Here is a 17,888-nt window from a genome sequence, read left to right on the forward strand (position 1 = left end):
CGGGAATAGGCTGGTCTGGTTTCGTGGTTCACCTTGGATATACGCCACAGCAAAAATGCCCCGTATCTTTCAATACGGGGCATTTTCTTGAATCGTTGCGCAAATGGCTAGGTTTTCACACAGTCTGGAAGGCTGCGATCTTTTGATCTTTGGCGGCGTCATGAACGCCAAAATCAAAATCAAAAGATCGCAGCCTTCGGCAGCTCCTACAGGGATTTGTATCAATGATGTTGTGTTGCTATTACCAATGATGGCAATTCAGTTTCAGTTAAGTTCGAATCACTAAGGTAGCGCCCGTAGGCAACACATAAAAAAATACGGAGACACCCATGAAAATTCTGACTGCCCTGTTCACTGCCTCCATCATCGCCATGACCACCAGCATCGCACACGCGCGAGACCTGGGCCCCGACGAAGCCCTGAGACTGCGTGACGCTGGTACCATTGTGTCCTTCGAGAAGCTCAACGCCACGGCATTGGCCAAACACCCCGGCGCCAAAATCAGCGAAACCGAGCTCGAAGAAGAGTACGGCAAGTACATCTACCAGGTGGAACTGCGCGACCCGCAGGGCATTGAGTGGTCCCTGGAACTGGACGCAGTCAGCGGGCAGGTTCTCAAGAATCATCAGGATACGTAATGAAGGTGTTTTCGTTAAATCGACGCGCCAGCAGTCGAATGGCGCTGGCGCTCCTGGCTTTTTGCTCGGTGGCCATGGCTCGCGACCTGGATCAGGACGAAGCTCTGCGCCTGCGCCAACGAGGTGTGATCCTGCCGCTGGAGCAGCTCTTGCAGCAAGCGCTGGGCCACTATCCCGGAGCCAAATTGCTGGAAGCCGAGCTTGAAGAAAAACACGACGTCTACATTTATGAAGTCGAGCTGCTGACCGCCGAAGGCGTGGTGCGCGAACTGGACCTGGACGCCAGCACCGGCCATTTACTGAAAGACAAGGAAGATTGACCGATGCGTTTGCTCCTGGTGGAAGACCACGTGCCGCTGGCCGACGAATTGATGGCCGGCCTCAACCGGCAGGGTTACGCCGTGGACTGGCTGGCCGACGGCCGCGATGCGGTGTACCAGGGCAGCAGCGAGCCTTATGACCTGATCATCCTCGACCTCGGCCTGCCGGGTTTGCCGGGGCTCGACGTGCTGGCGCAATGGCGGGCCGCAGGCCTGGCCACGCCGGTGCTGATCCTCACCGCGCGCGGTTCCTGGGCCGAGCGGATCGAAGGCCTCAAGGCCGGTGCCGATGATTACCTGACCAAACCGTTTCACCCCGAAGAGCTGCACTTACGGGTCCAGGCGCTGTTGCGCCGCTCCCATGGCCAGGCCAATCAACCGACGCTCAAGGCTGCCGGGTTGCACCTGGATGAAGGGCGCCAGTGCGTGACCCGCGACGGCGCCGATATCCAGCTCACCGCCGCCGAATTCCGCCTGTTGCGTTATTTCATGCTGCATCCCGAGCAGATTCTGTCCAAAAGCCACCTTGCCGAACACCTCTACGACGGTGAAACCGAGCGCGATTCCAACGTGCTGGAAGTTCACGTCAATCACTTGCGACGCAAGCTCGGTCGCAGCGTGATCGAAACCCGTCGCGGTCAGGGTTACCTGTTCGGCGGGCAAGCTCAGTGAGGTCGATCCAGCGCCGCTTGAGTCTGGGCCTGATCAGCGTGATGGTGATCGTCGGCCTGGTGCTGGCGCAAACCAGCCTGTGGCTGTTTGAAATGGGGTTGCAGCGCTACCTCGAAGCCGGGCTGCGCGACGACAGCGAAAACCTTCTGGTGGCGCTGGTGCGTGGCCCGCAAGGGTTGCAGCTGGATGAACGACACTTGTCGCCGGCCTATCAGCGACCATTTTCCGGGCATTACTTTCGCATCGACTTTGCCGACAGCCATTGGCGTTCCCGCTCGTTATGGGATCAGGAGCTGCCGCGGCTCGAACACGCAGGTCTGCAAAGCAACCTGCAATTGGGGCCGGAAGGGCAGCAGCTGCTGGTGTTGCGTTCGGACTATCGTCGGCTGGGTCAGGCGATTTCCATCAGCGTCGCCCAGGATTACACCCCGGTGCGCGATAGTTTCTGCCGCATGCAGCAGGTCGGTCTGGGGTTGGGGCTGGTTGGGTTGCTGCTGATTCTGCTGCTGCAACGGATCACCGTGCGCCGTGCCTTGCGACCGCTGGAAAAGTCCCGCGAGCAAATCGCCCAGTTGCAGCAGGGCCAGCGCTCGCAACTTGACGAAGAGGTGCCGGTGGAGCTGGAGCCGCTAGTGGCGCAGATCAACCATTTGTTGGCCCACACCGAAGACAGCCTCAAGCGCTCGCGCAATGCCTTGGGCAATCTTGGCCATGCGTTGAAAACGCCATTGGCGGTGTTGTTGAGCCTGGCCTCCAGCGAAAAACTCGACGCTCATCCGCAGCTGCGCAAAGTCATGCAGGCGCAACTGGAACAGGTCCAGCAGCGGCTCAATCGTGAACTCAACCGCGCCCGGTTGTCCGGTGATGCACTGCCGGGGGCGTTGTTCGATTGCGATGCCGAGCTGCCTGGGTTGCTGGCCACATTGCACATGATTCACGGCGAACACCTCGACCTGAGCTACCGGGCACCGGCCGGTTTGCAACTGCCATGGGATCGCGAAGACTTGCTGGAGCTGCTCGGCAACCTGCTGGACAACGCCTGCAAGTGGGCGGATGCCGAGGTGCGGTTAAGCGTGGTCGAAACGGCAGAAGGGTTTGAGTTGAGCGTGGAAGACGATGGACCGGGGATTCCCGAAGACCAGCGTGATCACGTGTTCAGTCGTGGTACCCGGCTCGATGAACAGACGGATGGACATGGTTTGGGATTGGGCATCGTGCGCGACATCGTCGACACATGGAGCGGGGTGTTGAGGCTGGAGGAAAGCGAGTGGGGCGGGTTGAAGGTGACGATCGAGTTGCCCAAACGCTGACGCCCATCCGAAGGACGCTCCCACAGGAATGCATTGAATCAGCCCCGGAACTGACGGATTCACACCCCGTAGGAGCTGCCGAAGGCTGCGATCTTTTGATCTTCGGCGTCATTAAGGGCGCAAAAATCAAAAGATCGCAGCCTTCGGCAGCTCCTACGGGGCGTTGGCTTTGACAAGGCGGCAATGCTCCGGCACAGTGCGCGCCCTCTAATAAAACCCTTTTTCTTTAATCCGCTGGCGGCCTGTGCAGACTGCCGGCCGGACTCATTCCGTTTGGCGGTGATTGCCTCACCGCGCTGTTTTTGAGGTAGCAATAATGAATGCAGTAATTGCCGCGGTCGGCATCATGCTGATCCTCAGCCTGTCCCGCGTGCATGTGGTCATCGCGCTGATCGTGGGCGCGCTGGTGGGCGGTCTGACCGGTGGCCTGGGCATCGACGCGACCCTGAAAGCCTTCAACAATGGCCTTGGTGGCGGGGCGACGGTGGCGATGTCTTACGCCTTGCTCGGTGCGTTCGCCGTGGCCATTGCCAAGTCCGGTCTGGCCCATGCGCTGGCCGACAAAGCCCTGGCCATGGTCGATCGCCAGCACGCCAACGGTGGCGGAAATGTCAAATGGCTGCTGATCGGTCTGCTGTGGGTGGTCGCCATTGCCTCCCAGAACATTTTGCCGATTCATATCGCCTTTATCCCGTTGCTGGTGCCGCCACTGTTATATGTGCTGACCAAACTGCAACTGGACCGCCGATTGATTGCCTGTGTCATCACGTTCGGTCTGATCACGCCGTACATGTTTCTGCCCGTGGGCTTCGGCAATATCTTCCTCAATGAAATCCTGCTAGCCAACGTCGCCCGTAGCGGGGTGGACATCAGCGGCATCAACGTCACCCATGCCATGGGCATTCCGGCGCTGGGCATGGTTTTTGGCCTCGCGGCGGCGTTCATCAGCTACCGCAAGAAGCGCGTCTACGACCTGGAAAAGATCGAGCAGGTCGAACAGGTCGCGGTGCAATACAACCCAATGAGCCTGATGGTCGCCGGCCTGGCCATTGCCGTCGCATTCATCGTTCAGTTACTGCTGGACTCGATGATTATCGGGGCGCTGGTGGGCTTCCTGATCTTCTCGGTGTCGGGCATCGTCAAATGGCGCGACACCGATGACCTGTTCACCGAAGGCATGAAGATGATGGCGATGATCGGTTTCATCATGATCGCCGCATCCGGGTTTGCCGAAGTGATGAAGGCCACCGGTCATGTGCAGACGCTGGTGGAATCCTCAGCCACGTGGATCAACCACAGCAAAGGTATCGGTGCGCTGTTGATGCTGCTGGTCGGGCTGTTGGTGACCATGGGCATCGGTTCGTCGTTTTCCACGGTGCCGATCCTGGCGGCGATTTTCGTGCCGTTGTGCGTGCAACTGGGCTTCAGCCCGATCGCCATCGTGTGCATCGTCGGCACCGCCGGCGCGTTGGGTGATGCCGGCTCACCTGCCTCGGACTCGACCCTGGGGCCGACCTCCGGTCTGAACATCGACGGCCAGCATCACCACATCTGGGACACCGTGGTCCCGACCTTCCTGCACTACAACCTGCCGTTGCTGGCGTTTGGCTGGGTGGCGGCGATGGTTCTGTAAAACACCCCGGATCAAATGTGGGAGCGGGCTTGCTCGCGAAAGCGATCTGTCAGACACATCAATGCTGGATGTGCCGCTGCCTTCGTGAGCAAGCCCGCTCCCACACTTGATTGCTGTGCCCTTCACTCAACTTTTGAATTGGCCTGCCGTTAAAGCCTTTAACCACGCCAACAAAACCAAAAGAGTGAACGTCATGCGCATGAGCCTGAAGGCTAAAGTCCTGTCCCTTGCCGTCCTCCCGGTGTTGCTCTTTGCGCTGGTCATCAGCCTGACCACCCTGTTCATTCTGCAAGAGCAGGCCCGCAAGGAAGTCGAGGAAACCCGTCAGCGACTGCTCAGCGATGCCAAGGCGACCCTGCAAAGTTACGTTGCCGTGGCCATGACCACGATCAAACCGCTCTACGACGCGGCCGCCCCCGGCGATGATGCGGCGCGGGCGCAGGTGATCAAGTTGCTGTCGAGCATCACCTACGGCAAGGACGGTTACTTCTTCGGCTACGACTCCAACACCGTGCGCCTGTTCAAGGCCGGCAGCCCCGAAGGCGTGGGCCAGAGCTTCAAGGACAACCGCGACCCGAACGGCGTCTACGTCAACCGCGATCTGGTGAAAGTCGCCAAGGACGGTACCCATTACCTGCAATACAGCTCGCCGCTGCCCGGTAACTCCCAGGTTTTGGTGCCTAAACTCGGCTATACCGAATACCTGTCCAAGTGGGACATGGCGGTCGGCACCTCGGTCAACCTCGACGGCATCGAAGCTCAAGTGGCGCTGGTTGAGGTCAAGGTCCAGGAACGCATGCAAGGCGTGGTGCTGAGCATTGTCGGGATTGCGGTGGTGGTGCTGCTGTTGATCGCCGCCGCCGGGATGTTGCTGGCCAACACCATTTTGCGTCCGCTGAACCTGATGAAAGCCAACCTCGACGACATCGCGGCGGGCGAGGGCGACCTGACCCGGCGCCTGACCATCACCAGCCAGGATGAACTCGGCGAACTGGCCGGCTCGTTCAACCGTTTCGTCGACAAGATCCACGGCCTCGTGCGGCAAATCACTGAAATGACTTCGCAACTGACCGGGCTGGTGAATCAGGTCTCTGATCAGGCCCAGCGTTCGGATCAGGCCATGGAGCGCCAGCGCCACGAAACCGATCAGGTGGCCACGGCGATCAACGAAATGTCGGCGGCGGCCCAGGAAGTGGCCAAGAGCGCGCAAAACGCGGCGGTCGCTGCCCAGCAGACCGACGAAGAAGGCCAGGCCGCCAAGCGCGTGGTGGCCGGCAGTATCGTGAAGATTCATGCGCTGGTGAACGACATTCGCAGCAGCGGGGTGTCTCTGGACAGCCTGCAGAAAGACGTGTCGTCGATTGTCAGCGTACTCGGGGTGATCCGTTCGATTGCCGAGCAGACCAACCTTCTGGCGCTCAACGCTGCCATTGAGGCGGCACGCGCCGGTGAGGCCGGGCGTGGTTTTGCGGTGGTTGCCGACGAAGTGCGGGCATTGGCCAGCCGCACGCAAATCAGCACCCAGGAAATCCAGAGCATGATCGACCGCTTGCAGGCCGGCACCCAATCGGCCGTCGAGGCCATGCGCCGCTCCAGCGAGGCCGGCGACGGCACGTCGGCCCAGGCCAACGAGGCGGGGGCATCTCTGGATGCCATGGCCCAATTGATCGGCACCATCAACTCGATGAACGCCCAGATCGCCAGCGCTGCCGAAGAGCAAACCGCGGTGGCCGAAGAGATCAATCGCAGCGTGCACCAGATCGCGGTGGCCGTAGACAGTGTCGCCGACGAAACCCAGCTCGGCGCCCAGACCTCGCGCAGCCTCGCCGACCTCGGTCGGCGCCTGGGGCAACTGGTCGGGCAGTTCCGCATTTAATGCCATGAACGGGGCCGCAGTTGACACTAACTCCTACACTGGTATTACGGTGCGCATCCGTCGCACCCGGACGACCATCACCATGGAGTCAGACTCATGAACGACGGTACCTGCGACTGCCCGAAATGCTCCTGCAAGCTGGGTGAACACCCCATCGTGCGTCACGGCAAGCACTATTGCTGTGAAGGCTGCGCCAAACATCATGAACACGGCGAAGAATGCTCCACCAAAGGCTGCAAGTGTGCCAAGCACTGACTAACCAGCCAAAAATGTGGAGCCGTCCAGGCTCCACTTTCAGTTTGACTGTTTGCCCTCCCGCTCAACGCTCAACTCGCCGGTCGCCAGGTAACATTTTCGATGCCGAATTTTTCTGCCAGCGGTTTGCTGGTCTTTTGCACCCGCTCACGGCCAAAGCGCGGGATCCGGCCGACGCCGGCGTCGCAACTTGCCCAGTGCCAAGCCTCTGCATTGTCCATTTTGTCCAGGCGGATAATGAAAGACTTGGGCTTGCCATGCAGGGTGTATTCAATAACGAAAAGTTTTGCATTGTTCATAAAGCCTGTATTCCTCCCTGTCGTTATAGAGGGATCGTTGGGCGCGCGGAAAATTCAGTCCAATTGTCAGGCGGTGGCGACGGGTGGCAACGACTTATGTGTCTCGTTACCATGAGGCTCCCGACCCCGAATGATCCTAGCCCATGGCCCTTGCCGCGCCACCTGATCTGAGCGATACCGATGTGCCCGTGCAGCCGCTGGCGCGCACTTATCCGCGCGGGTTGTATATCGAGCCTCACGAGCATGTCTGGGGCCAGTTGCTGTATGCGATGAGCGGCGTAATGTGGGTCGAGACGCCTCATGAAGCGCTGGTGGTGCCGCCGCAACGGGCCGTCTGGCTGCCGCCGGGCGTACCTCACGGGATTCGCGTGGTTTCGGACCTGCAGATGCGCAACATCTATCTGCGGCCCGCATTGGCCGCGACGCTGGACGACGGTGTTCAGGTGATTGAAGTCGGCGGGCTGCTGCGCGAACTGATTGTCGGGCTGGTGGAACAGGGGGACCACGGTGCACCGGATTACTACGCAGCGCTGGTCGGCCTGGCATTGCTGGAGCTCAAGCGCGCCAGGCGTTCACAGCTGAAAATCCCGCTGCCGGACGACTCCGACCGGCGGCTGATGAACCTGTGTCAGGCGGTCATGGTCGCGCCGTCGCTGGATATCCCCTTCGAGCAGCACGCCGAAAACGCCGGGGCCAGCGTGCGCACCCTGGCGCGACTGTTCAAGGCCGGTCTGGGCATGGGTTTCGCCGAGTGGCGACGGCAGGTGCAGCTGGCGACCGCCGTGGCGGAGTTGATTCAAGGTGTTTCCGTCAGCGCGATTGCCCGGGAACTGGGCTATTCGCCGAGCAGCTTTAGCGACATGTTTCGTCGGGAACTGGGCGTCGCGCCTTCACAGTTTTGCGCGGGGTCGCTTCAAGGCTGAGTTCGTGCAAACGCTTTGGCCGATATTCAGAAGCACTTGGCCGATACTCACGGCTGCCTCTCTCTAGACTCCGGGCATACCTCAATTTGCTTACGGAGTTTGCGATGAGCTACTTCATATCGCTGGTCATCGGTCTGGGCGTCGGCTTGCTCTACGGCGCGCTTGGTTTTCGCTCTCCCGCACCACCAGCCATTGCTCTGATAGGCCTGCTGGGCATGCTCGCCGGTGAACAGTTGTGGCCCCTGGGCCGGCAGCTGGTGGCGGGCTGGCTCTCCTGAAATCTTTTATCCACTCGATGGAAACGCCCATGAAAGCACTGCAATTCGACAAAACCGGCGACCTCTCGGCCCTGCGCTACGTTGAGGTTCCCACCCCCGTTCCCGGCGCCGATGAAGTGCTGGTCCAGATCAAGGCTGCGGGCCTGAATCCCAGCGATGTGAAAAACGTACTGGGACGGTTTCCCTACACCACGCTGCCGAGGATTCCCGGTCGTGATTTCGCCGGTATCGTCGTCGAAGGCCCTCAGGCGCTGATTGGCCAGGAAGTCTGGGGCACCGGTCGTGAGCTGGGCTTTTTTGCCGACGGCTCCCATGCGCAATTCGTCAAACTGCCGGCCAATGGTGTGGCCCTGAAGCCGACGCATCTGAGCTTTGCCCAGGCCGCCAGCCTCGGAGTGCCGTACACCACGGCGTGGGATGCGTTGGAACGCAGCGGGGTGACGGCCGGCACGCGACTGTTGGTGATCGGCGGCGGGGCGGTGGGCAGTGCGGCACTGGCGCTGGCCAATGTTCGCGGTGCCCAGGTGCTGGCGGCGGCGCGGCGACCGGAGCAGGTCAAGGACTTGCAGGCTCAGGGGTATCAGACGCTGCAACTGGATAAACCGGAAGGCTTGAGCGCACAAGTGAACGCCGTGTATGCCGGCGGCGCCGACGTGATTTTCGACACCACCGGTTTCTGGCTGCCGGCCTCGGTCCCGGCGCTGGCCGCGTTCGGCCGCATCGCGATCATCGCCGCACCGGCCGATGGACACGTGCAATTGCCGGCCCTGGCGCTGTATCGCAAGGGCGGTTCGGTGGTGGGAGTCAACTCGTTGCTGTACGGCGTTCAGGCGTGTGCGGCGATGCTTGATCAGTTCGGAAAGTTTTTCGATCAGGGCCTGTTGCCGTTGCCGGAAGGGTTGCTTGAGTCACCGTTGGCCGAGGGCCTGGAGCGGTATGCGCAGGTGAATCAGGGCAGTGGCGACAAGGTGATTTTGTTGCCGTAAAGCTTCGCGGGCAAGCCTCGCTCCTACGGGTTATGTGTCGACCACGGATATTTTGATCGACACATCACCCGTAGGAGCGAGGCTTGCCCGCGAAGGCGTCCTCAGCCGAACTCAGGCTTCGGGAACGCCTTTCTCCCAAGCCGACCAATTCTGCAAAATCTCTTGCACCAACGGATTCCCCGTGCGGTACAGGTTCTCCAGCGCCGGCACAAAACCGCCCTGATCGGCGTACTTGAGCAGGTTATCCACCTCGCTCTGACCCGGCGCCGGACGGTCGAAGTCGGAACCGGCGCGTAGCACGGCCAGGCGCCGGACATCCACCAGACCCTCACGGCTAGCGCGCAGCAGCGCCTCGTAGGTGGAATTGTCTTCCTGCTGAGTCGTGCAATAGACCCCTTCGTTGTTGGTCAGCAGTTGGGTCCAGACCTCCGCCCGTTCACTCAACCGCGTCCCGGAAAACCAGGTATTGCCCGCCAGCGTGTCGCATTGGGTCACCTCTGGCGGCTGATTGGCTGGCGCAGACGGATACTTCAAGCGCCATGCTGCCGATTCCTTGCTCTCGCTCAGCTCGACCTTGTGGCTCAGGGCGAATGCCTTGGCCTGCAACTTCGGGTTGAGTTCGAAGACTTCAGTCTTGTAGTCCAGCGGCGGCTTTTCGTTCGGGCCTTTGGTGTTGATGCCCAGGTAACCGGTGGGCCAGTCTTTCGGCGCGTCCCGGGAATCCAGCTCCCACTGGGTGCCGAATTCCACCAGATAGTGAGCCCACGCGGTGGTGCCGAGGGTGCCGTGGTGCGGGCTGATGCCGGCAATCCCGGCGATCAGGAAGTAACTTTTGCGCAGGTCGAATTTCGGCGACAGCGCCAGAGCCAGGGTCGAGGCCGCCGCATTGGTCTGGCCCATGCCGGTGACCATCAAGCACACCTGTTGGGTGTTGCAGCGAATATTCGGGTACTCGGCGGACAGGCCCGGTACGCGCACCTCCTGCTTGAGCTCCAGGCGATCGATCCAGTTCTGCGCCTCGGGGGCGAACATGGTGATCAGCATCACTTTCGGCTGGATCGGCACGTCGCCAGCCCAGGCAGCAGAAGAGAGCAGGGTGCCGCAGGTAAGTGACAGGGAAAGGGAAAGACGCATCATTGCCTTCATAAAACCTCCTGATTCAAATGAGCCTTAAAACTGATAACCGACACCGGCGTAGTAACCCCAGCCGTTGGAACGGGCGCGGAAGTCACCGTCGCCGAAATTCAACTCACTGCCATCCTCCCAGTTGCCGCCGTTGTGGAAGTAACGGCCGACCAGGGTGAAACGCAAATGGGTGAACGCGTAGAGCAACACGTTGGTGGCCACGGTGGCGTTGGCGGTGCGGGCCGGGTTGTCCTTGTGCAGGTCGGAGCCGAAGTCGAAGTTGGTGAAACCGATGTAGGTCAACGAAGCGCCGTTGCTGAAGCTGCTGATGGGCACGATGTATTTGAGTTGGGCGCGGTAGCCGTCCCATGAGTACTCGTTGCTGGCGCCGTAGTTTTCCCATTGGTAGCGGCCATAGAAGTTGGCCGACAGGTTGGCCCGCGAATGGGTGTCGATGTCGGTGCCGAGGCCGCTGTAGAGCGTGTTGGCGCGATTGGCGCTGTTGCTGCCGTGGTCATAGATCCAGTCGAACGCCACGTACCATTCCTTGAATGGCCCGACGGCCAGGCTGCGGCCGGCCAGGTAGTCGATGGAAATCCGCGGTTCGTGCTCCATGAACACCGGCGAGCCGTGGTCCCACACGCCTTTGTCATGGCTGTTGCCGATGTCGAAGATCTTCGGAATGTCGACGTAGCCGTACAACTCGAACGGCCCCTTGCGGCCGAAGTACTCATATTCCAGGTAGATATCGTCGGCCGGTTGCGGACCGAAACTGATGTCTTTGCTGCCGATGACGGTCAGGTCCTGATTGAACCAGTCCGACAGGTACGCGCCTTTTTTCGGCGGGTTGGCTTCAGGGCTGAGGGCTTCGCCCTGGGCGGATTCTTCGGCGGTGGCCGGTTGGGCCAAAACATGGCTGCTGAGTAGTCCTGTAACGCTGGCCAGCAGCAAGGAAACAGCAAAAGTGCGCGAGCAAGCCACGCGGTTGGAGGTGCAATGCATTAAAAGTCCCTTTTCGTGCGGATCGAAGGCCGGTGGTGCGGGCTTGTGCGCTTAGGTAGCGAACAGGCCGGTATCGGCGACTCGCAAACGTTTGCACAAGGCATACCAGTTTTGTTCAATACGCTGAAAAATCGAGGGAATTGGTCGTTTTATTGTCCTGTTGGTCAAGGATTTCGGGGGAATGGAGAAAATGAGTGGAGCTCGGGGGGGAGGGATCTGGATGAGGATGTGCACCAAAGTGGTGTCGACGGTCAGATGAACAACCCGATCTGTGGCAATAGGGCTTTTGTGGCGAGGGAACCGCTACACAGCCTTGCCTGCGGTCCTGTAGGAGCTGCCGCAGGCTGTGATCTTTTCTTTTGATCCCTCGATCTTCGGACGATTTCGAATCTGCTGAACATCGAGATCAAAAGATCGCAGCCTTCGGCAGCTCCTACAAAATGGGGTTGCTGTAGAATCCTCGCCATTGACTTCACAAGGTGCACCCCATGAGCGAGCCGATTCGTCTGACCCAATACAGCCATGGCGCAGGCTGTGGCTGCAAGATTTCGCCCCAGGTGCTGGAGGTGATTCTGGCCGGCAGCGGCGCGCAGAACCTGGACCCGAAACTCTGGGTCGGCAACGCCTCGCGCGATGACGCGGCGGTGTATGCCATCGACGAAGAACGTGGCGTGGTCTCGACCACCGACTTTTTCATGCCGATCGTCGACGATCCGTTCGACTTCGGTCGCATCGCCGCCACCAATGCCATCAGCGATATCTACGCCATGGGCGGCGATCCGTTGATGGCGATTGCAATCCTCGGCTGGCCGGTCAATGTGCTGGCGCCGGAGATTGCCCGGGAAGTGATTCGCGGCGGGCGTTCGGTCTGCGATGAGGCCGGGATTCCGTTGGCCGGTGGCCATTCCATCGACGCACCAGAGCCGATCTTCGGCCTGGCCGTGACCGGGCTGGTGGAAAAACGCCACATGAAGCGCAACGACACCGCCACCGCCGGTTGCCTGCTGTACCTCACCAAACCCCTGGGCATCGGCATCCTCACCACGGCCGAGAAGAAGGGCAAGTTGCGCACGGCCGACATCGGCCTGGCCCGCGACTGGATGTGCACCCTGAACAAACCCGGCAGTCGTTTCGGCAAACTCGACGGCGTGACCGCAATGACCGACGTCACCGGTTTCGGCCTGCTCGGGCACTTGGTGGAAATGGCCGACGGCAGCAACGTGACCGCCCGCATCGAATATGACCGTGTACCGCGTCTGCCGGGTGTCGAGTATTACCTCGACCAGGGCTGCGTGCCCGGCGGCACGCTACGTAATTTCGACAGCTACGCCAGCAAACTGGGGCGGCTTCAGGAAATGCACAAACGCGTGCTCTGCGATCCGCAGACCAGCGGCGGCCTGCTGATTGCGGTCACGCCCGAGGGCAACGAGCCGTTTTTGGCGGTGGCCGCCGAGCTCGGTCTGGCCCTTGAGCCGATCGGCGAACTGATTGAGCGACAGACTCACGCGGTAGAGGTGTTTTGATGTCCATCGACTTCACCGATTACCGCGACATCTTCCTCAACGACCGGCCAATGATGGATACCCGTGCGCCGGTGGAATTCCTCAAGGGCGCATTCCCCGGCGTGGTCAACCTGCCGCTGATGAATGACCTCGAGCGGCAACGGATCGGCACTTGCTACAAACAGCAAGGTCAGCAAGCGGCCATCACGCTGGGGCATCAATTGGTGTCCGGCGAAATCAAGGCCGAGCGCATCCAGGCCTGGGCCGATTTTGCCCGGGCGCATCCGGATGGCTATTTGTATTGTTTTCGCGGCGGGCTGCGTTCGCAGATCGTTCAGCAGTGGCTCAAGGACGAGGCGGGTATCGACTATCCACGAGTCGGCGGCGGCTACAAGGCCATGCGCACCTTTTTGCTCGACACGCTCGACCAGGCCATTGCCCAGTGCGATTTCGTTTTGCTGGGCGGGATGACCGGCACCGGCAAGACCGAGGTGCTCACGCAATTGAAAAATGGGCTGGACCTTGAAGGTCACGCCCATCATCGCGGCTCCAGTTTCGGCAAACGCGCCACCGGCCAACCCTCCAACATCGACTTTGAAAACCGCCTGGCCGTGGATGTGCTGAAGAAGCGTGCCCGTGGTATCGAACAGTTCGTGCTGGAAGACGAGAGCCGCGCGATCGGCAGTTGCGCTCTGCCGCTGTCGTTGTATCAGGGCATGCAGCAGTTTCCGATGGTCTGGCTGGAAGACAGCCTGGAAGGGCGGGTCGAGCGAATCCTGCGCGATTACGTGGTGGACCTGTGCGCCGAGTTCATCGAGGTACACGGCGATGAAGGCTTCGCGCTGTTTTCCGAGCGTTTGCTGGCGAGCCTGAACAATGTCCAGAAGCGCCTGGGTGGCGAACGTCATCGGCGGATGTTGACCTTGATGGAAGACGCGTTGGCGGAACAGGCCAGCAGCGGTGCGGTGGACTTGCACCGGGGCTGGATCGAGGGGTTGTTGCGCGAGTATTACGACCCGATGTATGCGTTTCAGCGGGAGAAGAAGGGGGCGCGGATCGAGTTTATCGGGGAGCGGGGGGCAGTACTTGAATACCTGCGGGAGCGGGGTAATCAGCGGGGGTGATGTTGTTATGCTGGCCCCATCGCGAGCAGGCTCGCTCCCACACTGGATCTCGGTGGTACACAAAGTCTGTGTTCACTGAAGATCAAATGTGGGAGCGAGCCTGCTCGCGATGAGGCCCTGACAGACGCCCGACCGCTTACGTCGGACAGCTCTCCTGACCATTATTGAGCCCTTGCTTGTAGCGATGACTCTGCAGGCTGGCCTTGCCGTTGCGCCAGCTCAGCGTGAGCACGTACAGCGAGTCATAGTCGCTGGATTCCCAGTCTTCGACGATGTTCTGTTTCTCGCCGACGGCTTCCTCGGCGACCTTGTTGATCAGCTCGGGCAGGTAGCCGTGGGACCACGCGGTATAGATGACCGAGTTGTGATACTTGTCGAGAAGCAGTTCATCCGCCAGGTCACTGGTGTCGTTGGCCGAGAAATTGATGTTCACCGGCAAACCGAGCTTGATCGCGCTGGGGCTGATAGTCATGAGAGGGCGGATGTAGCTGTAGGAATTATCCAGTTCGCCTTCCTCGACATTGCGCGTCGGGTTGGCGGCAAACACGTAATTGGCCTTGCCGAATTTTTCCGGCAGCAAGGTGGCCAGGTCGATGGCGCGGTTGAACCCCTGACAATTGAGCTGGCCCAGGCCGCCGGCAGGTTTTTCCCCATGGCGCAGAAAGACCAGCGTCTGAGTGCCGTCCGCCGGCTGGGCGCGGCTTTCGCTGGACTCCAGCGACAAGAACAACGCGCTGACCGCCAGCAGGGAGGGCAGGAAGATATACGCGCGATGCTTGAAGCGTTTGGTGAATTTCAAAGGATTCATCATCGAATTAAGTGATCTTCAGCGCATTCGGTTAAGGCTGACAACCTTGACACCCCGAGCTCGCATCATCGGGTGTTTTCCATGCCATTGACCCGGTCCGTTTCCTACAGGGCAGTGTTCAGAGTCCTTTGAAGCCCTTTGGTTCGATCCGAGCGAGGTGCCTGGCACTTTAGCTGCAACCTTGAACGGATTGGGAGAAAGGTTATCGACAGGATGTTACGGTAGCGATCTTTTGATCTTCACTCTGACTTTCTCGTGGATGCCTCTTATGACCGATTTGTCTGCATTCCCCATCACTCAAAAATGGCCGGCCCAATACCCGGAGTGGATTCAGCTCTATTCCTTGCCAACGCCCAATGGCGTCAAGGTTTCGATCATGCTCGAAGAGATCGGACTGCCCTACGAGCCGCATCGTGTGAGCTTCGAGACCCATGATCAGTTGTCCCCCGAGTTTCTGTCGCTGAACCCCAACAATAAGATTCCGGCGATCCTCGACCCCCATGGTCCGGGGGACCAGCCGCTGGCGCTGTTCGAGTCCGGGGCGATTCTGATCTACCTCGCCGACAAGAGCGGGCAACTGCTGGCCCAGGAATCGGCGGCGCGTTACGAGACGATTCAGTGGCTGATGTTTCAGATGGGCGGTATTGGGCCGATGTTCGGCCAGCTCGGTTTTTTCAACAAATTCGCCGGCAAGGACTATGAAGACAAACGGCCCCGTGATCGCTACGTCGACGAAAGCAAGCGTCTGCTCAAAGTGCTTGATGGACGTCTTGAGGGGCGCGACTGGATCATGGGCGAGCGTTACACCATCGCCGACATCGCGACCTTTCCATGGGTGCGCAACCTGATCGGCTTCTACGAGGCCGGCGATCTGGTGGGCATTCAGGCGTTCCCCAACGTCACCCGCGTGCTGGAGCGTTTTCTGGCAAGGCCGGCGGTGATTCGCGGGCTGGAAATCCCCAAGCAACCCCTTTGAATTCCTCGTCACCAAGGCAGGCAATGAGCTCATTCGATTTCAAACAAGTAGATGTCTTCAGCCGCGTCGCGCTCAAGGGCAACCCGTTGGCGGTGGTGTTAGGTGCCGACGAGCTCAGCGATGAGCGCATGGCGGCGTTCGCGGCCTGGACCAACCTCAGCGAAACCACGTTCGTGCTCGAACCCCGGGACCCCCGGGCCGACTATCGGGTACGCATCTTCACCACCCTGCAAGAGTTGCCGTTCGCCGGTCATCCGACGCTGGGCACCTGCCATGCCTGGCTCGAGGCCGGCGGGGTGCCCAAGGGCGAGGAGATCATTCAGGAATGCGGTGTCGGGCTGGTCCGGGTGCGTCGGCAGGGGGCGGAACTGGCGTTTCTCGCGCCACCGCTGCTGCGGTCCGGTCCGGTAGACGCTGAACTGGTCGAGCGTGTAAGGCGGGGCCTCGGGCTGGCGCCGGGCGCGATCGTGCGGGCGCAATGGGTCGACAACGGCGCCGACTGGCTGGCGGTGATGGTCGAGGATCGCCAACAGGTGCTGGCGCTGCAACCGGATCATTCGCAAATGCTTGGCCTCGCCGTCGGTGTCATCGCGCCTTGGCACCCCGAGCGCGATGGCGATGACGCGCAGTTCGAAGTGCGTGCGTTCATCTCCGGCGACGGTATGCCGGAAGACCCGGCCACCGGCAGCCTGAACGCCGGGATCGCTCAATGGTTGCTCAGCGAAGGGCTGGCTCCGGCGTCTTATGTCGTCAGCCAGGGCCTGACCATGGGGCGCGCCGGGCGGATTCAGGTGGAGCAAGTGGGGGATGAGATCTGGGTTGGCGGTGCGGTGGTGACCTGCATCAGCGGCACGCTGACGCTTTAATCGCACCGAACCTGTGGGAGCGAGCCTGCTCGCGATGACGGACTATCAGTCGACATGATTGTTGAATGGTATGCCGCCATCGCGAGCAGGCTCGCTCCCACAGGGAATGCGGGGATTGTTGCCGAAGCGGTAAAGGTTTTTCTGCTGCGCAAGGTTTGTGTCCTGCGCCTTGCAGGGCATAAGCTTCGCCCCCTACGACTTTCGTCCCATCCGCCGTTTTCCCAGGAAGGCCCATGTCCAGTCAGTTCCCCGAAGCACGTCCACGCCGTCTGCGCCGCAATGCGAGCCTGCGCAGCCTGTTCCAGGAAACCGAGTTCTCGTTGAATGATCTGGTGCTGCCGATTTTCGTCGAGGAAGAAATCGACGATTTCGTACCGATCAAGAGCATGCCCGGGGTGATGCGCATTCCCGAGTCGAAGCTGGCGGGTGAGATCGAGCGTTATGCCCGTGCCGGGATCAAGTCGGTGATGACGTTTGGCGTGTCCCATCATCTGGACAGCAGCGGCAGCGACACTTGGAGCGACAACGGCCTGGTGTCGCGCATGTCACGTATCGCCAAGGATGCGGTGCCGGAAATGATCGTCATGTCCGACACCTGTTTCTGCGAGTACACCGACCACGGCCATTGCGGCGTGCTGCACCACCACGAAGTCGATAACGACCAGACCCTGATCAACCTCGGCAAACAAGCCGTGGCGGCCGCCCGGGCCGGCGCCGATGTGATCGCACCGTCGGCGGCCATGGACGGGCAGGTCCAGGCCATCCGCCGGGCGCTCGATGAGGCGGGTTTCAGCCAGACCGCGATCATGGCCTATTCGACCAAATTCGCCTCGGCGCTCTACGGCCCGTTCCGCGAGGCCGGTGGCAGTGCGCTGAAGGGCGACCGCAAAAGCTATCAAATGAACCCGATGAACCGCCGCGAAGCCGTGCGTGAATCGTTGCTGGACGAACAGGAAGGCGCCGACGCGCTGATGGTCAAACCGGCCGGTGCGTACCTGGACATCATCCGCGACATTCGCGAAGTCTCGCGCCTGCCGTTATCGGCGTATCAGGTCAGTGGCGAATACGCGATGATCAAATTCGCAGCCCAGGCCGGGGCAATCGATGAGGATCGGGTGGTGCGTGAGAGTCTGGGGGCGATCAAGCGGGCCGGGGCGGACTTGATCTTCACCTACTTCGCGATGGACCTGGCCCTGGCCGGGATCTAAAGCCCACCACATAACCACTGTGGGAGCGGGCTTGCTCGCGAAGGCGGTGTGTCAGTCGATATTTATGGCTGTGTCTTATACACATCT

Annotated in this window: 19 protein-coding genes and 1 pseudogene; 16 read left to right on the plus strand and 4 right to left on the minus strand. The window is 60.5% G+C overall.

The features are described from left to right. Positions 1-329 precede the first annotated feature (329 nt). The 8 genes and pseudogenes from KGB14_RS21495 to KGB14_RS21525 all read left to right on the plus strand — a co-directional run bounded on the left by KGB14_RS21495 (position 330) and on the right by KGB14_RS21525 (position 6,704). Positions 330-638: a PepSY domain-containing protein gene (locus KGB14_RS21495; protein ID WP_223488702.1), complete on the plus strand. Its 309-nt coding sequence runs from the start codon at positions 330-332 to the stop codon at positions 636-638. Then, complete coding sequence (locus tag KGB14_RS21500; RefSeq protein ID WP_223488703.1) at positions 638-958, plus strand: PepSY domain-containing protein; 321 nt, start codon at positions 638-640, stop codon at positions 956-958. Before KGB14_RS21495 ends, KGB14_RS21500 begins: the two co-directional genes overlap by 1 nt. Before the next feature lie 3 nt (positions 959-961). Then, positions 962-1,630 carry a response regulator transcription factor gene (locus tag KGB14_RS21505; protein WP_223488704.1) on the plus strand — a complete coding sequence of 223 codons (669 nt, stop codon included), beginning with the start codon at positions 962-964 and terminating at the stop codon, positions 1,628-1,630. Then, positions 1,627-2,940 (plus strand): sensor histidine kinase, encoded by a 1,314-nt coding sequence (locus KGB14_RS21510; RefSeq protein WP_223488705.1) that lies wholly within the window; start codon positions 1,627-1,629, stop codon positions 2,938-2,940. Before KGB14_RS21505 ends, KGB14_RS21510 begins: the two co-directional genes overlap by 4 nt. 316 nt (positions 2,941-3,256) lie before the next feature. Continuing rightward, a complete protein-coding gene (locus tag KGB14_RS21515) occupies positions 3,257-4,573 on the plus strand; it encodes a Na+/H+ antiporter family protein (protein ID WP_223488706.1) in 1,317 nt (438 codons plus the stop codon). A 199-nt stretch (positions 4,574-4,772) separates the two neighbouring features. Further along, positions 4,773-5,591 (plus strand): annotated as a pseudogene (locus tag KGB14_RS28760) (cache domain-containing protein); the annotation flags it as partial. Positions 5,592-5,693: 102 nt separating this feature from the next. Further along, entirely contained in the window at positions 5,694-6,449 is a 756-nt protein-coding gene (locus KGB14_RS28765) for a methyl-accepting chemotaxis protein (RefSeq protein ID WP_411740798.1), read from the plus strand. A 96-nt stretch (positions 6,450-6,545) separates the two neighbouring features. Beyond that, complete coding sequence (locus tag KGB14_RS21525; protein WP_223488708.1) at positions 6,546-6,704, plus strand: metallothionein; 159 nt, start codon at positions 6,546-6,548, stop codon at positions 6,702-6,704. 71 nt (positions 6,705-6,775) lie between these two features. Here the strand turns inward: KGB14_RS21525 and KGB14_RS21530 are convergent, their stop codons facing one another. Beyond that, positions 6,776-7,003 (minus strand): DUF6555 family protein, encoded by a 228-nt coding sequence (locus tag KGB14_RS21530; protein WP_007907010.1) that lies wholly within the window; start codon positions 7,001-7,003, stop codon positions 6,776-6,778. Between the two features lie 143 nt (positions 7,004-7,146). On the opposite strand from KGB14_RS21530, the gene KGB14_RS21535 reads away from it, so the two are divergent. From KGB14_RS21535 to KGB14_RS21545, 3 genes are all read left to right on the plus strand, one after another. Beyond that, entirely contained in the window at positions 7,147-7,926 is a 780-nt protein-coding gene (locus tag KGB14_RS21535) for an AraC family transcriptional regulator (protein ID WP_223488709.1), read from the plus strand. A 104-nt stretch (positions 7,927-8,030) separates the two neighbouring features. After that, a complete protein-coding gene (locus KGB14_RS21540) occupies positions 8,031-8,204 on the plus strand; it encodes a DUF1427 family protein (RefSeq protein WP_223488710.1) in 174 nt (57 codons plus the stop codon). A 29-nt stretch (positions 8,205-8,233) separates the two neighbouring features. Next, a complete protein-coding gene (locus tag KGB14_RS21545) occupies positions 8,234-9,190 on the plus strand; it encodes a zinc-binding alcohol dehydrogenase family protein (RefSeq protein WP_223488711.1) in 957 nt (318 codons plus the stop codon). A 111-nt stretch (positions 9,191-9,301) separates the two neighbouring features. On the opposite strand, the gene KGB14_RS21550 is transcribed toward KGB14_RS21545, so the two are convergent. Together KGB14_RS21550 and KGB14_RS21555 are read right to left on the minus strand one after the other, a co-directional pair. Next, positions 9,302-10,336 (minus strand): purine-nucleoside phosphorylase, encoded by a 1,035-nt coding sequence (locus KGB14_RS21550; RefSeq protein ID WP_223488712.1) that lies wholly within the window; start codon positions 10,334-10,336, stop codon positions 9,302-9,304. A gap of 24 nt (positions 10,337-10,360) precedes the next feature. Then, positions 10,361-11,317 (minus strand): nucleoside-specific channel-forming protein Tsx, encoded by a 957-nt coding sequence (locus KGB14_RS21555; RefSeq protein ID WP_223488713.1) that lies wholly within the window; start codon positions 11,315-11,317, stop codon positions 10,361-10,363. Between the two features lie 488 nt (positions 11,318-11,805). On the opposite strand from KGB14_RS21555, the gene selD reads away from it, so the two are divergent. Continuing rightward, complete coding sequence (selD, locus tag KGB14_RS21560) at positions 11,806-12,840, plus strand: selenide, water dikinase SelD (RefSeq protein WP_223488714.1); 1,035 nt, start codon at positions 11,806-11,808, stop codon at positions 12,838-12,840. Next, positions 12,840-13,943 carry a tRNA 2-selenouridine(34) synthase MnmH gene (gene mnmH / locus KGB14_RS21565; protein WP_223488715.1) on the plus strand — a complete coding sequence of 368 codons (1,104 nt, stop codon included), beginning with the start codon at positions 12,840-12,842 and terminating at the stop codon, positions 13,941-13,943. Before selD ends, mnmH begins: the two co-directional genes overlap by 1 nt. Positions 13,944-14,079: 136 nt before the next feature. Here mnmH and KGB14_RS21570 read toward each other — a convergent pair whose 3' ends face one another. Continuing rightward, complete coding sequence (locus tag KGB14_RS21570; protein WP_411740799.1) at positions 14,080-14,751, minus strand: histidine phosphatase family protein; 672 nt, start codon at positions 14,749-14,751, stop codon at positions 14,080-14,082. 268 nt (positions 14,752-15,019) lie between these two features. Here KGB14_RS21570 and KGB14_RS21575 point away from each other — a divergent pair, with 268 nt between their 5' ends. From KGB14_RS21575 to hemB, 3 genes are all read left to right on the plus strand, one after another. Next, positions 15,020-15,727, plus strand: coding sequence for a glutathione binding-like protein (locus tag KGB14_RS21575; RefSeq protein WP_223488717.1), 708 nt, complete (start codon positions 15,020-15,022; stop codon positions 15,725-15,727). A 23-nt stretch (positions 15,728-15,750) separates the two neighbouring features. Next, the gene (locus KGB14_RS21580) at positions 15,751-16,593 is read left to right on the plus strand and encodes a PhzF family phenazine biosynthesis protein (RefSeq protein ID WP_223488718.1); all 843 of its coding nucleotides are present in this window, start codon (positions 15,751-15,753) and stop codon (positions 16,591-16,593) included. Between the two features lie 233 nt (positions 16,594-16,826). Further along, a complete protein-coding gene (hemB, locus tag KGB14_RS21585) occupies positions 16,827-17,801 on the plus strand; it encodes a porphobilinogen synthase (protein ID WP_223488719.1) in 975 nt (324 codons plus the stop codon). The last annotated feature ends 87 nt before the right edge of the window (positions 17,802-17,888 follow it).

The sequence above is a fragment of the Pseudomonas sp. A-RE-19 genome, from assembly GCF_019956555.1.
Taxonomy (GTDB): domain Bacteria; phylum Pseudomonadota; class Gammaproteobacteria; order Pseudomonadales; family Pseudomonadaceae; genus Aquipseudomonas.

Bases quoted from the DNA above. Each gene is read 5' to 3' on its own strand.
- KGB14_RS21495 (WP_223488702.1), top strand. From the start codon at position 330: ATGAAAATTCTGACTGCCCTGTTCACTGCCTCCATCATCGCCATGACC.
- KGB14_RS21500 (WP_223488703.1), top strand. From the start codon at position 638: ATGAAGGTGTTTTCGTTAAATCGACGCGCCAGCAGTCGAATGGCGCTG.
- KGB14_RS21505 (WP_223488704.1), top strand. From the start codon at position 962: ATGCGTTTGCTCCTGGTGGAAGACCACGTGCCGCTGGCCGACGAATTG.
- KGB14_RS21515 (WP_223488706.1), top strand. From the start codon at position 3,257: ATGAATGCAGTAATTGCCGCGGTCGGCATCATGCTGATCCTCAGCCTG.
- KGB14_RS28765 (WP_411740798.1), top strand. From the start codon at position 5,694: ATGGAGCGCCAGCGCCACGAAACCGATCAGGTGGCCACGGCGATCAAC.
- KGB14_RS21525 (WP_223488708.1), top strand. From the start codon at position 6,546: ATGAACGACGGTACCTGCGACTGCCCGAAATGCTCCTGCAAGCTGGGT.
- KGB14_RS21530 (WP_007907010.1), bottom strand. From the start codon at position 7,003: ATGAACAATGCAAAACTTTTCGTTATTGAATACACCCTGCATGGCAAG.
- KGB14_RS21535 (WP_223488709.1), top strand. From the start codon at position 7,147: ATGGCCCTTGCCGCGCCACCTGATCTGAGCGATACCGATGTGCCCGTG.
- KGB14_RS21540 (WP_223488710.1), top strand. From the start codon at position 8,031: ATGAGCTACTTCATATCGCTGGTCATCGGTCTGGGCGTCGGCTTGCTC.
- KGB14_RS21545 (WP_223488711.1), top strand. From the start codon at position 8,234: ATGAAAGCACTGCAATTCGACAAAACCGGCGACCTCTCGGCCCTGCGC.
- KGB14_RS21550 (WP_223488712.1), bottom strand. From the start codon at position 10,336: ATGAAGGCAATGATGCGTCTTTCCCTTTCCCTGTCACTTACCTGCGGC.
- KGB14_RS21555 (WP_223488713.1), bottom strand. From the start codon at position 11,317: ATGCATTGCACCTCCAACCGCGTGGCTTGCTCGCGCACTTTTGCTGTT.
- selD (WP_223488714.1), top strand. From the start codon at position 11,806: ATGAGCGAGCCGATTCGTCTGACCCAATACAGCCATGGCGCAGGCTGT.
- mnmH (WP_223488715.1), top strand. From the start codon at position 12,840: ATGTCCATCGACTTCACCGATTACCGCGACATCTTCCTCAACGACCGG.
- KGB14_RS21570 (WP_411740799.1), bottom strand. From the start codon at position 14,751: ATGAATCCTTTGAAATTCACCAAACGCTTCAAGCATCGCGCGTATATC.
- KGB14_RS21575 (WP_223488717.1), top strand. From the start codon at position 15,020: ATGACCGATTTGTCTGCATTCCCCATCACTCAAAAATGGCCGGCCCAA.
- KGB14_RS21580 (WP_223488718.1), top strand. From the start codon at position 15,751: ATGAGCTCATTCGATTTCAAACAAGTAGATGTCTTCAGCCGCGTCGCG.
- hemB (WP_223488719.1), top strand. From the start codon at position 16,827: ATGTCCAGTCAGTTCCCCGAAGCACGTCCACGCCGTCTGCGCCGCAAT.